Consider the following 14890-nt stretch of genomic DNA (forward strand, 5'->3'; position numbering starts at 1 on the left):
GCTTTTCGTGCTTGCTCCATGTTTCGCCTATCCCGTTGTCCCCGATATTCCGCCCATAGGCCACCTGTCGCTCCACGCGTGTTTCTGTGTTTGCCTTGGGCACAATAGCTGCCCATGCGGGCATGCGCAGGCCACCACCTTCTCCTGCCTTTGCATTTTTGGACAATCTCTCCCGCAGGGTTGCCTGCGAACACACCCATAGCGGTGCAGAATACGCCAGTGCTGGGAATGCCCTGCGTTCACAGACTGCGCGCCGACGGCCTGTACCGTTTTTCAAAATTGTCGACAGTCGCCACTTTTTCCGCTAGAAAAATGTCGACAGTCGCCAATGCAGGCGGCCTTCCGGAAAATCATCCGTCCGCCTGCGCCCTCTGGCAACACGCGGCGGTTTCTGGCAGTATCGGCAGGAGTCCTTTTCCCGTTCAGTCAAGGTGTAACCACATTCCGCGCGGCATTGATCCGCATGGGAGGAACAATATGGATACAGGTCTTGATGCGCGCATAGTCGGGCGCGGCAAAGAATTTTTCAAGAGCATCAGCGGCGAGGCACCGTCCATCTTCAACAAGGGTTGGTGGACCGGCAAGGTCATGGATTGGGCCATGCAGAACGAGAGCTTCAAGGTCCAGCTGTTCCGCTTTGTGGACGTGTTTCCCTATCTGAACACCTCTGAATCGCTCTCGCGCCACATACGCGAGTATTTTTCCGGAGAAGACAACGATGTGCCCGCCGTGCTCAAATGGGGCGCGGGCAAGGCCGACGGACTGCTCGGCAAGCTCACCTCCGGCATCATGGAAAAGACCATCCGCACCAACATAGAAGCCATGGGCCGCCAGTTCATCGTGGGACAGGAGACCAAGGAAGCTGTGAAGGGGCTTGCCAAGCTGCGCAAGGACGGGTTCGCCTTTACCGTGGACCTGCTGGGCGAAGCCACGGTGAGCGAGGAGGAAGCCGATGCATACCGTGACGGCTACCTTGAGGTGCTGGATGCCATAGAACGCGAGCACGACAAGTGGAAGGCACTGCCCGGAAAGGGCGGCGACTCCTCGCTGGACTGGGGATTCACCCCCAAGGTGAACGTCTCCATAAAGCCATCCGCGCTCTTCTCTCAGGCTAAATCTGTGGATGTGGACGGCTCCGTGAAGGGCATTATGTCGCGCCTTGTGCCCATATATCGCAAGGTCATGGCCATGGGCGGCTTCCTGTGCATAGACATGGAATCGCTCAAGTACCGCGAAATGACGCTGGAACTGTACCGCCGCCTGCGCACAGACCCGGAATTCCGCCACTACCCGCACCTTTCCATCGTGTTGCAGGCGTACCTGCGCTGCACAGACCACGACCTTGCCGACCTGATCAAGTGGGCGCGCACCGAACGCCTGCCCATAGCCATCCGTCTGGTAAAGGGCGCATACTGGGACATGGAAACCGTGGTGGCCAAACAGAACGGCTGGGACGTGCCGGTGTGGACGCACAAGCCCGAGTCGGACATAGCCTTTGAACGGCAGGCCCGCGTCATTCTGGAAAACCACGACATCTGCTATTTTGCCTGCGCCTCGCACAACATACGCTCCATTTCCTCCGTTATGGAAACAGCGCATGAACTGAACGTGCCCGATACCCGCTACGAGTTTCAGGTGCTCTACGGCATGGCCGAACCCGTGCGCAAGGGCCTGCTGAACGTGGCCGGACGCGTGCGCCTGTACTGCCCCTACGGCGACCTTATTCCCGGCATGGCCTACCTTGTGCGCCGCCTGCTGGAAAACACCGCCAACGAATCCTTCCTGCGCCAGAGTTTTGCCGACGGCACGGAAATGGAACGCCTGCTGGAGAATCCGCAAAAAACGCTGGAGCGCGAACTTGCCGCCAAGCCCGCACCCAAGCCCGACGGGTTCCACGAAGGGGTGGAGGGCATTCCCCTGTTCGTGAACGATGCCATGATAGACTTCACCGTACCCGAAGCACGCGCTGCCTTCCCCTCTGCCATTGCGGACATACGCTCCCGCATGGGCGGCAAGATTCCGCTGTACATTGACGGCAAGGACGTGTTCACGGAAGACGTCATTCCCACCACCAACCCGGCCAACTACTCTGAAAAGCTGGCGGACATCTGCCAGGCCGGTGTTGCGGAAGTGGATGCGGCACTGAACGCGGCGGAACGCGCCTTCTACATATGGCGTGACGTTTCGCCCGAAGACCGCGCCAACTACCTGTTCAAATCCGCTGAAGTGGCCCGCAGAAAGGCGTACGAGCTTTCCGCATGGCAGATTCTGGAAGTGGGCAAGCAGTGGGATCAGGCCTTCCACGATGTGGGCGAGGGCATAGACTTTCTTGAATACTATGCCCGCGAAATGCTGCGCCTTGGCCGCCCGCGCCGTATGGGCCGTGCTCCCGGCGAACACAACCAGCTCTTCTATCAGCCCAAGGGCATCGCGGCGGTTATATCGCCGTGGAACTTCCCCTTCGCCATCTCCATCGGCATGGCTGCCGCAGCCATTGTTACGGGCAACCCCGTGGTGTTCAAGCCTTCCTCCATCAGCGCGCGCGTGGGCTACAACCTGACAGAGGTCTTCCGCGAGGCAGGGCTTCCCGCAGGGGTCTTTAACTTCTGCCCCGGACGCAGCTCCGTCATGGGTGACTACCTTATCGAGCATCCCAAGGTGAGCATGATCTGCTTCACCGGCTCCATGGAAGTGGGCCTGCGCATCCAGAACAAGGCCAGCGTGGTCCAGCCCGGACAGATGCAGTGCAAGCGCGTCATCGCGGAAATGGGCGGCAAGAACGCCATCATCATCGACGACGATGCCGACCTTGATGAAGCCGTGCTGCACGTGCTCTACTCCGCCTTCGGCTTTCAGGGGCAGAAGTGCTCGGCCTGCTCGCGCGTCATTGTGGTGGAGCCCATCTACGAGCGGTTCGTCTCGCGCCTGATCAAGGCAGCAGGCGACATAAAGATAGGCCCCTCCGAAAACCCGGCCAACTACATGGGCCCGGTAGCAGACGTGACCCTGCAGAAGAATGTGAACGAATACATCAAGGTGGCCGAGCAGGAAGGTACCATTCTGCTCAAGCGCACCGATATTCCGGCAGAAGGCGCGTATGTGCCGCTGACCATTGTGGGCGACATCCAGCCCGACCACCGCATCGCGCAGGAAGAAATCTTCGGCCCCGTGCTGGCGGTGCTGAAGGCCAAAACCTTTGACCATGCGCTGGAAATTGCCAACGGCACCCGCTTTGCCCTTACCGGCGGCGTGTTCTCCAGAAGCCCCGAGCATCTGGAAAAGGCCCGCAGGGAGTTCCGCGTGGGCAACCTGTACCTGAACCGCAACAATACCGGCGCACTGGTGGAACGGCAGCCCTTCGGCGGATTCAAGATGTCCGGCGTAGGCTCCAAAACCGGCGGCCCCGACTACCTGCTCCAGTTCATGGACCCGCGCTGCGTGACGGAAAACACCATGCGCCGCGGCTTTGCCCCCATTGAAGAGGACGACGACTGGATCGCGTAGCGGCACCAAGCCGGATACGCATGAAAACACAGAAGGGCCGGACGGCATTTGTCGTCCGGCCCTTTCTTACGCTAGCCGCATCTTTTTACAGCCTTGCCATGCAGCACCGGATGCTCCAGAATGACCGGCAAAGATAACGCCACACCAAGGAAGCCTGCGACGTATGAACCCAACACCGAGATATACGGCAAATCTGCCGTGCCGCCTGCCCGTCCGCACATCCGTCCGCATGTCGCTCTGGCTGCTGCTCTGGCTGGTCTTCAGCATGGCAGTGCCTGTGTGTACCGCAGTGGCGGAAGGCAGTGGCTACCGGACTATCACGTCCGCAGAGGCCAAGGCGATACTGGAGAGCGGTGCCGCGTATGTTCTGCTGGATGTGCGCACGCCCGAAGAATTTGCCGGCGGGCACATCCGGGGAGCACTGCTGCTGCCCTATACGGAAATACGGGGGCGTGCCGCGCAGGAGCTGCCGGACAAGGATATGATCATTGTTCTCTACTGCCGGAGCGGCAGAAGAAGTGCCATAGCCGCTGCGGAACTGGTGCGCATGGGCTACGCGAACGTGTATGACGCGGGCAGCATCTACGACTGGCCGCAGGAAGACATAGTACAATAAACCGCGGGGGACAGGCGATATGCGTCTGTCCCCCGCTTCATTGCATTCTTGCGGGCCGGTTACAACCGGATAGTGAAGGTTGCACCCCAATATCGGGAGCTGCAACCGGATACCGGGGATTGCAACCGCGCAAAAGACTGCTGCAACAGGATTCCCGCAGCGTGGAGGCACCCCGAAGGCAGCCTGCCCGCGCGGTTCCCCGCGCTACTGCTTCTTGTTCTCGTGGTCCAGCGCCATTTCCACGGCTTCGCTGAACAGGTCGAAGGGCAACGCCCCGCGCACCACGATGTTGTTCACCAGAAAATACGGGGTGCCGCTGAAGCCCAGTTCCTGCGCCTCGCGGATATCTTCGTCGATTATCGCCTTCACCGCGCTGCCCTTGGCATCGGCGGTCAGACGGGCCACATCCAGCCCCACGGCCTCTGCGGTAAACCGCAGAAACTCCTCTCCCTGTGCGGTCAGCGCGGCCCTGCCGGCGAACACGGCATCATAAAACTGCCAAGCCTTTTCCGCATTCTGCATGGAAGCAGCCACAAAATACTCGGAGGCCGTGCGCGCATGCTCGTGGCTGGCAAGCGGGTAGTTCTTGAAGACAAAGCGCAGCGTGGAGCCGTAGTGCTTGAGCATGCTGTTCACGGTAAACGCGGCCTGCTCGCAGTAAGGGCAGGTGAAGTCGGAATAAGCCACTATGGTCACAGGGGCTTCCGCACCGCCGCGCGTGATGCGGTTCTTCAGGTTCACGTTCTTGGGAACGTCCAGATCGGCCTGCCATTGGGTTGCCACGGTCCTGCGCTGGGCTTTCTGCGAGCCTTCACGCATGATCAGAAAAAGCTCTTCGCTGTGCTCGCGCAGCACATCCATCATCACCTCAGGGTGCTCGCGCAACACGGATTCCACCTGCGCCTTCAGCGCGGCATCGGCGGCAACGGCCTGTACGGTCAGTCCCGGCACGGGCAGGGGCAGGGCAAGAGCGGCGGCAAGCAGGGCAGCGGCAAGTATCTTTGTGGACATGAAGTCTCCGGGATATAACGTGGTTAAGAAAATGACGCACTGTTGCCGCAGGCTCTAGGAAAGCGGTGTGCGCGCATCGCAGGAAAATTCAGCACAGAACCTCTGCAGGGAGATGGCTCCGATCTGAAGGGATACGGCGGCGCAACGGACAGCCGCGCCTCAACGGCCCGGTTCGGCAAGCAGTTTTGCTTGTACCCGCAGAAGTGGCTTCTGGCAAGGAGATGCCGCACAGCGGCTATTTACAAGCACACAAGGCGGGAGTAGCATCCTGCCATGGTCATACGCTGCATTATCGTGGACGATGAACCGCCCGCGCGGGATGAATGGGAGTACATTCTTTCCCGCATGGAGGGCGTGGAGGTCGTGGCCACGGCACCTTCCGCCTCGCTCGCTCTGGAGGCCATCTACAGGCACGAGCCGGACCTTGTATTTCTGGACATAGAGATGCCCGGCGGCAACGGATTTACCGTTGTGGAGCAGCTCATGGACATGGAAGACCCCCCGCTGGTCATCTTTGCCACGGCCTTTGACCAGTACGCCATACGCGCCTTTGAGGAAAACGCCATAGACTACATCCTCAAGCCGCTTGAAGAGGCGCGGGTACGCAAGGGACTGGACAAGGTGCGGCAGAGGCTGTCGGGTACACGGAAAGAAGGCGCACGGCAGCAGCCTGATACGGCCAGACAGCACTCCGACGCGGCTAAGGGCGATTCGCCTGCCTCTCCGCCTGACCCGGAAACAACGGAAGGAACGGCTTCTTCGCAGGGCAGTCTGGAACACCTGCTGACCCTTATGGGCCAGCGGGCGTCTTTTACCCGCATTTCCGTGGAGAGCATGGGCCGTGTGCTGCTCCTGCAACCGCAGGATGTCTTTTTCTGCCGGGCGGACGACAAGAAGGTGTGGGCGCACACCCGGACGGACAGATTCCTGTGCCACGGGCAGGTCAATATGGGGCGGCTGGAGGAACGGCTGGAACCCCACGCCTTTTTTCGCGCCAACCGGAGCGACTTGGTCAATATGGAACGGGTGCGGGAATTCGCCCCGTGGTTCAACGGCAAGTATACCATGATAATGAACGATGCTGTGGGCACGGAAATCGTGGTCAGCCGCAGCAGGGTCAAGGCATTCAAGGAACGGCTCGGGCTGTAGCATATGCGGCGCTCCCTGCACGGAGCACGCGACGCCGCCCGGAGCGAGATACATGTGGTTTGCCCCTCCCCGCATGGGAACCCGGGGCACAGAGGTTTTTTCGCATGACTACGGAAGTTTTGCTCGGCGTGCTCATAGAACGCTTCGGGCTGGTGGTGGCAGCGGCCTTTCTGCTGCTTTCCCTGCGACCGCTGGCACGGTTCGGCGGTTCGCACTCCTCTTCGGTGAACACGGCGTTCTACGTGGCGTTCTTCGGGCTGTTCGGCATACTCGGCACATACAGCGGCAACGATATCCATCAGTCCGTTGCCAACCTGCGCGCCATGGCCGTCATTACCGGCGGGCTGTTCGGCGGCCCCGTGGTGGGTGCCGGGGCGGGCCTCATTGCCGGGCTGCACAGAAATCTCATCGATATCGGCGGGTTTTCCGCTATCCCCTGCGGGCTGGCCACTTTTCTGGAGGGGCTTGCAGCCGGGCTGGTGGCCCGCAAGATGGGCGATGGTCTGGACTGGCGCGCGGCGGGCATTCTGGGCCTGGTCGGCGAATCGGTGCACATGGGGCTGGTGCTGCTGCTCTCCCGTCCATTCGAAGACGCCCTACATCTGGTACAGATCATCGGCATGCCCATGATAGTGGTAAACACGCTGGGAGCCATTCTCTTTGTGCAGATCATCAATGTGGTCTTCAAGGACCGGGAAAAACGAGACCCCGACATGGCGGAGCAGATTCTGGCCATTGCCAACCAGACCGTCCCGCACCTGCGCGGGGGCCTGAATGCGGAATCTGCCCGTGAGACCGTGCGCATCATCTTTGACGGTATTCCCGTGGCGGCGGTCTCCATTACCGACGACAAGACCATCCTTGCCCATATCGGCAAGGGAGACGACCACCACAACGCCGGGGCGCCCATAAACACCATGGGCACCCGCAATGTGCTGGAAACAGGCGAGCCCGTTTTTCTGAACGCCCCGGAAGACATAGGCTGCCGACACGCGGGATGCCCCCTGCATTCGGGCATTGTGGTTCCCCTGCGCAAGGGCGACCGCATTATAGGCACCCTTAAATTCTACGGCTCCAAATCTGACCCGCTGGACCGCATACGCTACGAACTTGCCAAAGGGCTGGGCAGCCTCTTTTCCACCCAGCTGGAACTGGAAGACCTGCACCTGCAAACCCGCATGCTGGCCCATGCGGAAATACGCCGCCTGCAGGCGCAGATTAATCCGCATTTCCTGTTCAACTCGCTGAACACCATTGCCGCCTTCTGCCGCACCAATGCGGACAAGGCCCGGGAACTGCTGCTGGATCTTTCGCGCTACATGCGGCGCAACCTTGATTCCAGCCGGGGCTTCATTCCTCTTTCCGACGAATTGCAGCAGGTGCAGGCGTACCTTGCCATTGAACAGGCCCGCTTCGGCGACCGCATCCGGGTGCAGATGGATGTTTCCGACGGCTGCGAGGACTGGCCCGTGCCTCCGCTGCTCATTCAGCCCATTGTGGAAAACGGTGTGAAGCACGGCATTTCCCGGCGCGAGGAAGGGGGGCTTATCAAGCTCACCATTGCCCGCGAAGGTGAGGAACTGCGCGTTGCCGTGGAAGACAACGGTGTGGGCATGCGCCCCGAGCAGGTGCGCAAACTTTTTGAGCAGAGCGACATGGAATCTGCCTCCGAAGGCATAGGCGTCATGAACTGCCACCATCGTCTGGCACGCATGTTCGGGCCGGAATATGGGCTGCGCATAGACAGCATGCCCGGAGAAGGAACGCAGGTTCTGTTCCGCATTCCCCGTTTGGCTACGCTGCATTAGCAGGCCGCCGGGGTGAATTATTCGCAGCAGCAAGGCCCGCCGCCTTTTTCAGCGAGCTGCCAAGGTCAAACCGCACAGGAGAACGAATGCGTCTGGTTTCCTGGAACGTGAACGGGTTCAGGGCAATAAGCAAGAAACCCGAATGGAACTGGTTCGCCGCGTGCAACGCGGACATTATCGGATTGCAGGAGACCAAAGCCAGGCCGGAACAGGTGGACGAGGCGGACAGGAATCCGCCCGGATACCAAAGCTACTGGTTTGCCGCTGCGGTTAAAAAGGGCTATTCCGGCACGGCGGTGTTCAGCCGCCCCGCCCCGCTTGCCGTGACATACGACCTGCCCTGCGCGGACTACACAGGTGAAGGCCGGGTTATCCATCTGGAATACCCCGCGTTTCACTACTTCAATATCTACTTTCCCAACGGGCAGTCCGGCGAAGACAGGCTGCGCTACAAGCTGGGCTTTTACGATGCTTTTCTGGAACACGCCCAGCGCCTGCGGCAGTCCAAGCCCATTGTGGTATGCGGCGACTTTAACACCGCCCACCACCCCATTGATATCGCCCGCCCCAAGGAAAACGAGGGCATCTCCGGCTTTCTGCCCATTGAACGGGCTTGGATGGACAAGCTGGTGGCACACGGTTACGCCGACACCTTCCGTCTGGTGCACCCGCAGGCTGCGGACCAATATTCGTGGTGGTCCTACAGGTTCAAGGCGCGCGAACGCAACGTGGGCTGGCGCATAGATTACTTTTTTGTCTCTGAGGAGCTGGTTCCCGCCGTGCGCGATGCATGGATAGAGATGGACCAGTTCGGCTCCGACCACTGCCCTGTGGGGCTGGAGCTGGACGTATAAACGGAAAAAGCGACGATACTGACAGGCGAAACGCCCCGGCAGACCATAGTGTGATCTGCCGGGGCGTTTGTGATTGCTTCGGGCACGTTTTCCGCACCCTGCGGTGAAGCCTTAGGCGTGCGCAGTGTAATCCGCTTCGCGCACGTTCCCGAGAATGTGGTTGAGCGCTTCCGACAATTCGTCCGCAAGAATGGGCAGGTCGCTGAGCAACAGCACCACCTCGGTCACGGATGCATTTTCGGAAACGGGCAACCCGGATTCACGGGCAAGGCGCACCAGTTCTTCCCTGTTTGCGTTCAAGGCGTTCATATGGTCATCCTCCTTTTCATCCGCTCCCCTGCCACGTCGCGCCCACACACATACCGGCAGAGGGAAGTTTTTCCATTAGCGTCCGTCCCGGATTCCGTCAAGTCGTTACGGGCGGCAGATGCCCGCCCCGCAATCCGTTGCGTTGGTGCGGGACAGAATAGGCTCCAACCTGCTACTGTGCGCTCAACCAGTACGATCTGAATTGACACGGCCCTGTGCATCTGACAGGTATATGGGCATTGTCAGGGGATTTAATCGTCGGGAGTGCTCTTGCCGCGCGTTTCCAAAGGAGACGGGTTATACGTGCGGATACAGGCGCATACTCGGCGGTACGGCATCGCGCCGCGCTGCCGACCCTGCTGTCAGGCTCGCCCTGCGGCAAGGATTCCACGCCATATCCCGGCAGGCCGTTCCGGTCCGATAATAACCGGACAGGAAAACGGCAGGGAAGACCCTTTGCGGTCACGCCCACTGTCTATGGCTGTTGCATGGAACAATGAACCGAGACAGAGGAGGTAGGTGCACATTCAGGACCCTCTGCGAAATGCCGCCTTGGCGTCATGCGCGGCATGGTCTGTTCCGGCATGAAACAGGTCGCGCCGGAACTGTGATTGGTACCCTGTTGCATCCGCATGAGGATGCCCGCACGGATACGACTTGTTGCCATGTCCCCGTGCGGTACGCGCGGCAGCCGGAAGACGAAGGCCGGCCCGCGTTTGTTGTGGAGGAGTTTTCCGCCGCATGCGCGACGGAAAAGATGTTTTCTGCACATGTACCCCCGGGCGGAGACCGGTACGGTACGCAACGAAAGATATCGTCTGGCTTGCAAAGGCCTCCCCCTGTTGGCGCTAGGGGAGGCCTTTCCCTTTGCGGGTTATCCTCTCCCGGCGCTCCGCCATTGCGCTTCTGCGCAAAACCTGTTGACCGGGCTGGCGCAATGCGCCTATCCCTTGGCAGTGAACACGGCACTGGCCGCCGGTGCGGCGGAACAGGAAAACGGGCCAGCCTCTGGTCCATGCATATCCAGAGATTGCAAGGAGTGAGACTATGCAAAGAACGCCCATTGCAGAAGCGCTTAACGCGCAGCAAGCACAGGCGCGGATAACGGTGTGCGGCTGGGTGCGCACCCGCCGCGATTCCAAGGGCTTTTCGTTTCTTGAAATCAATGACGGTTCGTGCCTCATGAACATACAGGTCATCATAGACGAAACCGTTCCCACATACGGCATTATCAAGGACGTAAGCACGGGGGCTTCCGTGCAGGTCACGGGAGAACTTGTGGAGTCTCCGGGCAAAGGGCAGAAATGGGAAGTGCGCTGTACGGAGCTTACCCTTTTCGGCACTGCTGACCCGGAAACCTTTCCGCTCCAGAAGAAGAGACACTCCGACGAATTTTTGCGCACCATCGCGCACCTGCGCCCCCGCACCAACAAATACGGAGCCGCGTTCCGCATTCGGTCTGAAGCTGCATTTGCCGTGCATTCCTTCTTCCGCGATCGCGGGTTCTTCCATGTGCATACGCCCATTTTGACCGGCTCGGACTGCGAAGGCGCGGGCGAGATGTTCCGCGTGACCACCCTGCCCGTGCAGGGCATTTCCAAGCCGGAGAACGGCAACTGGTTTGAAGATGACTTCTTCGGACGCGAGAGCAATCTTACCGTTTCCGGGCAGCTGGAAGCCGAAATGCTCACCATGGGCATGGGCAGGGTCTACACCTTCGGACCCACCTTCCGTGCTGAGAACTCCAATACTCCGCGGCATGCAGCGGAATTCTGGATGATTGAGCCGGAAATGGCCTTTGCGGACATTCAGGATGACATGGACCTAGGCGAAGACATGACCAAGTATGTGGTGCGCCACGTCATGGAACACTGCGCCCCGGACCTGAACCTGTTTGCCAGTTTTGTGGACAAGGAACTGATGGGACGGCTGGAAACGCTGGTACGTGAGCCTTTTGCACGCATTACCTACACTGAAGCTGTGGATATTCTGCTCGCTTCCGGGAAGGACTGGGAGTTCCCCGTTTCGTGGGGCTGCGACCTGCAGACCGAGCACGAGCGCTATCTGGCTGAGGAACACTTCGGCAAACCTGTGATTGTGCGCGACTATCCCAAGCAGATAAAAGCATTTTACATGCGCCTGAATGACGACGACAAGACCGTTGCCGCCATGGACGTGCTGGTGCCGCGCATAGGCGAGCTTATCGGTGGCTCCCAGCGTGAGGAACGGCTGGATGTGCTGGAAGCCCGCATCCGTGAAATCGGCCAGAACGTGGACGACTACTGGTGGTATCTGGATGCCCGCCGCTTCGGCACCGTGCCCCACGCAGGGTTCGGAATGGGGTTTGAACGGCTGCTCATGCTGCTCACCGGCATCACCAACATCCGCGACGTAATCCCCTTCCCGCGTACGCCGCGCAACATCGATTTCTAACCCCTGTCGGAAAGAAATCCCCTGCAGACATAATCCCCCGGACACTACGGTGCGCCGGGGGATTCGTTTAATTGGTCTCGGGCCGCCTTGCCAACGGCATACGTTCAGGCACACGCAGGCTCCGCGCCCTTGGCGGATGCAGGAGACTCCCTTCGACTGACATGCAGCAGGCAGCCCCGGCAGACTCATTGGGCAGTGTTGTTCTTTCGCCTGCCAACGAACAGCAACGCTCCTGTGAGCGCCGTAAAGGGCGCCACAAGCACCAACCCTATGCTGCCGATAAGCGTGGTCATAACCTCAGCGGCCACAAGATTCATGTTCAGGATGCTTATCATGGGAATATTCTGCGCCATAAAAAGCATAAGCAGGGTAATGTAGCCGCCGGAATAGGCCAGCAGCAGCGTGGTGGTCATGGTGCCCACAACCACCCTGCCCACACGCAGCCCGGAGGCAAGCGCCTGCGGAAATCCTATGCCGGGGTCGGCCTTGACCACCTCTTCCAGACAGGTGGCCACATCCATGGCCAGATCCATAACCGCACCGGAACAGGCAATGAATATGGCGGCCAGAAATATGCGGGTGAGATTCAGGTGAGCGTGCCCTGAGTAAAGCAGGGTTTCCGAAAAAGGAATCACCGCACCGCTGAGCCGGAACGGCCCTGCAAAGGCAAGCGACAGCAGGCAGGTGGTTATAATGCCCAGTTGGGCCCCCAGAAATGCCGCCATGGCCCGCCTGCTCAGGCCGCCGACAAGAAAAATGATCGCGCCCGTGAGCAGCGTGACGACAAGGAGTCCGACCAGAATCGGATCGTGCCCGCTCAGCAGGGCCGGAACAAGCAGCTTCCAGATGACATACCCGGAAAAGACAAAGGAAAGAAGGGCCTTTAGCCCGGTCCACCCGGCAAAAGAAAGCAGCAGCAGAGCGAAAAGGCCCATAAGCAGCCCTTCCACATGTAGCCGGTAATAGTCCTGCGCAATGGCGTGGGAAATGGCCCCGTTCTCCAGCGACAGAACGACCAGTGCCCGGTCGCCGACAACGAAACGCTTGTCCAGATCCATCTTACCCAGCATTTCGTTGTGGGCTTCAACCACCGCGCCCGCAAACGGGCCATCGGCAATACGGATACTCAGCCGCTGAATACCGGCGGAAACAATGCCGTAGGTACGCACCCGGCTGTCATCCGCCTCTAGGATCTCTCCCTGACAGCGAATGGCATCGCCCGCATGGCGTTTCTCATATCCGGTGGGTATCCAATGCAACAGGAGGGTGAGAAGAATAAAGAACAGCGCGAGACGGGCATCCTTGGATACAGGCATTGTCGCTCCGAAAACGGGAAGGCCCAAGGCCGTGTGCCCGCAAAACTGTTCAGTTCAGCGCCTTGCGGGGCGGAAGGCCCAGCACGGCCACAAATTTTGTGAAGAGGTCGGTGTTATCGTAGTATCCCTGAAAAAGACTGCTCTCCACACCGGTGGCAAAGGTGAGGACGGGCACACCGGTATGGGAGTACGATGTCCATGATACTCCGGCCATTTTGTTGAGAAGATGGGTTAACGCCACCGTAAACGGTTCGTGCCACCCGTACAGCAGGTAGTCCGGCCCCTTGGTGTCTGCATCCTGCACGCTCATGCTCCGCGCAAAGGCGACCCGGAGAGCCTCCTCCTCGAAAGGTTGGATGGACTGAGTGGTTACGCTCCCCGTATTGCCCGACTCCGCGCCAGTTCCCGCTGCTGTGTCAGCATTGGCCGATTCCCGGCTTGCAGACACCCGCAGGCCGAAGAAATCGTCTATCATAGGAGCAACCTGCTCAAATGTGCCGTGCGGATTTGCCTTGCGCCATGCGGTAAACATCTTGTTAAAGGCACTGTGGGAACCTTTCTGACGCGCCAGTTGCTGTAGGTACGTTGAATATCTGGTTCCGGCAAATCCCAGTGCCATTCCGCCTGTCTCATGGTCACCCGTGACGACTATCAATGTTTCTTCAGGATGTTTGGCCGCAAAGCCGAGCACTCTTTCCACCGCCGCCTCCAGCGCCAGCAGATCATTGACGACTGTGGCAGCATCGTTGGCATGGCATGCCCAGTCCACCTTGCCGCTTTCAACCATCATAAAAAAGCCGTTGGGGTTGTCTAACACCTCAATCCCCTTGGCCGTAAGGTCTGCAAGGGAAATATCTCCGGCAGCCGCATCAATGGCATAGAACATGGACTGCTCATCCTGCAGGCGGGGCGGCACCACCACGGCTCTTGCTCCTGCACCCAACGCCGCAAAACTGGCTTTGTCGTTCACGTACGAGTAGCCTGCGCTGCGTATGGCATCCAGAACGTGCTCTTTTCTGCCTTTGCGCCTTGACTGTTTGCCCTCCGGGTCAACAAAGCCGCCGCCTGCAAAGTAGTGAAAATTACTTGCGGCCAGTTCAAGGCCTATCTCGTAATGATTTTTACGGCTCTTCTGATGTGCGTAGAAAGCGGCGGGCGTTGCGTGATCCAGTGAAACGGACGTGACAATGCCCACCTTCATGCCCTTGTCGCGGGCCATTTCTGCTACAGACGGCACAGGCTTGCCATCGGCATCCACACCCACTCCGGCATTGTAGGTCTTGGTACCCGTTGCTATGGCCGTGCCCGCTGCTGCTGAATCCGTGACCAGCGATTCACTGGAATAGGTTGTCGTCATGGCCTGATGAGGAAAATGCGTAAACGCGAGCCGCGCCGCGCCGGGGCGGACCTCCTTGCCCTCAAGAATGGCCTTGTACGATTCTGCAACATAAATTTGTGACATGCTCATGCCGTCTACTATGAACAGAAAGACATACTTTGCCTTCCCCGCCCGGGCGGGTTGTGCCAGAAACAGACATATGGCGAGAGCCAGAAGCATGCGTACTGCGAATCCCGTTTTCGTGTGGCGCGAGCAGGTAACCATGACCAGACTCCTTGTTGCGTTGGGGATACCGCACTATGGATCATTCTGTTGGCATTCAGGTGACGGCGACGTAGAGAGGTGCTCCAAGGTTTGGCTGAGCATATACCAGATGCTTCCTAGTTCATTTCATATAGAGAACTGGCGGCAAAGCAAGAAGTCCGATGCAGCAAACCAAAAATTTCTTTTCAGGCCCCTTCCCCCCGTCTGATCCTGCTACAAAGTTGTGGATACCCAGTTAAGCTACTATCCTGACTCAAACAGGAGCAGTGGATGAGTAACACACGACG

General features: G+C 59.2%; 10 protein-coding genes. 6 read left to right on the forward strand and 4 right to left on the reverse strand.

What is annotated here, in order from left to right:
• Positions 1–477: 477 nt before the first annotated feature.
• Both HUV26_RS05265 and HUV26_RS05270 read left to right on the forward strand, forming a co-directional pair.
• A complete protein-coding gene (locus tag HUV26_RS05265; protein ID WP_174409062.1) occupies positions 478–3504 on the forward strand; it encodes a proline dehydrogenase family protein in 3027 nt (1008 codons plus the stop codon).
• Between the two features lie 163 nt (positions 3505–3667).
• Positions 3668–4120, forward strand: coding sequence for a rhodanese-like domain-containing protein (locus HUV26_RS05270; RefSeq protein ID WP_174409063.1), 453 nt, complete (start codon positions 3668–3670; stop codon positions 4118–4120).
• A 204-nt stretch (positions 4121–4324) separates the two neighbouring features.
• On the opposite strand, the gene HUV26_RS05275 is transcribed toward HUV26_RS05270, so the two are convergent.
• Entirely contained in the window at positions 4325–5131 is an 807-nt protein-coding gene (locus tag HUV26_RS05275) for a DsbA family protein (RefSeq protein ID WP_174409064.1), read from the reverse strand.
• A gap of 273 nt (positions 5132–5404) precedes the next feature.
• On the opposite strand from HUV26_RS05275, the gene HUV26_RS05280 reads away from it, so the two are divergent.
• From HUV26_RS05280 to HUV26_RS05290, 3 genes are all read left to right on the forward strand, one after another.
• Positions 5405–6280, forward strand: coding sequence for a LytR/AlgR family response regulator transcription factor (locus HUV26_RS05280; RefSeq protein WP_174409065.1), 876 nt, complete (start codon positions 5405–5407; stop codon positions 6278–6280).
• A 104-nt stretch (positions 6281–6384) separates the two neighbouring features.
• Positions 6385–8088, forward strand: coding sequence for a LytS/YhcK type 5TM receptor domain-containing protein (locus HUV26_RS05285; RefSeq protein ID WP_174409066.1), 1704 nt, complete (start codon positions 6385–6387; stop codon positions 8086–8088).
• Between the two features lie 86 nt (positions 8089–8174).
• Entirely contained in the window at positions 8175–8942 is a 768-nt protein-coding gene (locus HUV26_RS05290) for an exodeoxyribonuclease III (protein WP_174409067.1), read from the forward strand.
• Positions 8943–9053: 111 nt separating this feature from the next.
• Here HUV26_RS05290 and HUV26_RS05295 read toward each other — a convergent pair whose 3' ends face one another.
• The gene (locus tag HUV26_RS05295; RefSeq protein WP_243451273.1) at positions 9054–9251 is read right to left on the reverse strand and encodes a hypothetical protein; all 198 of its coding nucleotides are present in this window, start codon (positions 9249–9251) and stop codon (positions 9054–9056) included.
• Between the two features lie 1047 nt (positions 9252–10298).
• Here HUV26_RS05295 and asnS point away from each other — a divergent pair.
• Positions 10299–11684, forward strand: a complete 1386-nt coding sequence (gene asnS / locus HUV26_RS05300; RefSeq protein ID WP_174409068.1) for an asparagine--tRNA ligase — start codon at positions 10299–10301, stop codon at positions 11682–11684.
• A 185-nt stretch (positions 11685–11869) separates the two neighbouring features.
• On the opposite strand, the gene HUV26_RS05305 is transcribed toward asnS, so the two are convergent.
• Together HUV26_RS05305 and HUV26_RS05310 are read right to left on the reverse strand one after the other, a co-directional pair.
• Complete coding sequence (locus HUV26_RS05305) at positions 11870–13000, reverse strand: YibE/F family protein (RefSeq protein ID WP_174409069.1); 1131 nt, start codon at positions 12998–13000, stop codon at positions 11870–11872.
• A gap of 49 nt (positions 13001–13049) precedes the next feature.
• Positions 13050–14603: an alkaline phosphatase gene (locus HUV26_RS05310; protein WP_243451274.1), complete on the reverse strand. Its 1554-nt coding sequence runs from the start codon at positions 14601–14603 to the stop codon at positions 13050–13052.
• Between the last annotated feature and the right edge of the window lie 287 nt (positions 14604–14890).

Source organism: Desulfovibrio psychrotolerans (assembly GCF_013340305.1).
GTDB lineage: Bacteria > Desulfobacterota > Desulfovibrionia > Desulfovibrionales > Desulfovibrionaceae > Halodesulfovibrio > Halodesulfovibrio psychrotolerans.

Bases quoted from the DNA above. Each gene is read 5' to 3' on its own strand.
- HUV26_RS05285 (WP_174409066.1), top strand. From the start codon at position 6,385: ATGACTACGGAAGTTTTGCTCGGCGTGCTCATAGAACGCTTCGGGCTG.
- HUV26_RS05290 (WP_174409067.1), top strand. From the start codon at position 8,175: ATGCGTCTGGTTTCCTGGAACGTGAACGGGTTCAGGGCAATAAGCAAG.
- HUV26_RS05270 (WP_174409063.1), top strand. From the start codon at position 3,668: ATGAACCCAACACCGAGATATACGGCAAATCTGCCGTGCCGCCTGCCC.
- HUV26_RS05295 (WP_243451273.1), bottom strand. From the start codon at position 9,251: ATGAACGCCTTGAACGCAAACAGGGAAGAACTGGTGCGCCTTGCCCGT.
- asnS (WP_174409068.1), top strand. From the start codon at position 10,299: ATGCAAAGAACGCCCATTGCAGAAGCGCTTAACGCGCAGCAAGCACAG.
- HUV26_RS05265 (WP_174409062.1), top strand. From the start codon at position 478: ATGGATACAGGTCTTGATGCGCGCATAGTCGGGCGCGGCAAAGAATTT.
- HUV26_RS05280 (WP_174409065.1), top strand. From the start codon at position 5,405: ATGGTCATACGCTGCATTATCGTGGACGATGAACCGCCCGCGCGGGAT.
- HUV26_RS05310 (WP_243451274.1), bottom strand. From the start codon at position 14,603: ATGGTTACCTGCTCGCGCCACACGAAAACGGGATTCGCAGTACGCATG.
- HUV26_RS05275 (WP_174409064.1), bottom strand. From the start codon at position 5,131: ATGTCCACAAAGATACTTGCCGCTGCCCTGCTTGCCGCCGCTCTTGCC.
- HUV26_RS05305 (WP_174409069.1), bottom strand. From the start codon at position 13,000: ATGCCTGTATCCAAGGATGCCCGTCTCGCGCTGTTCTTTATTCTTCTC.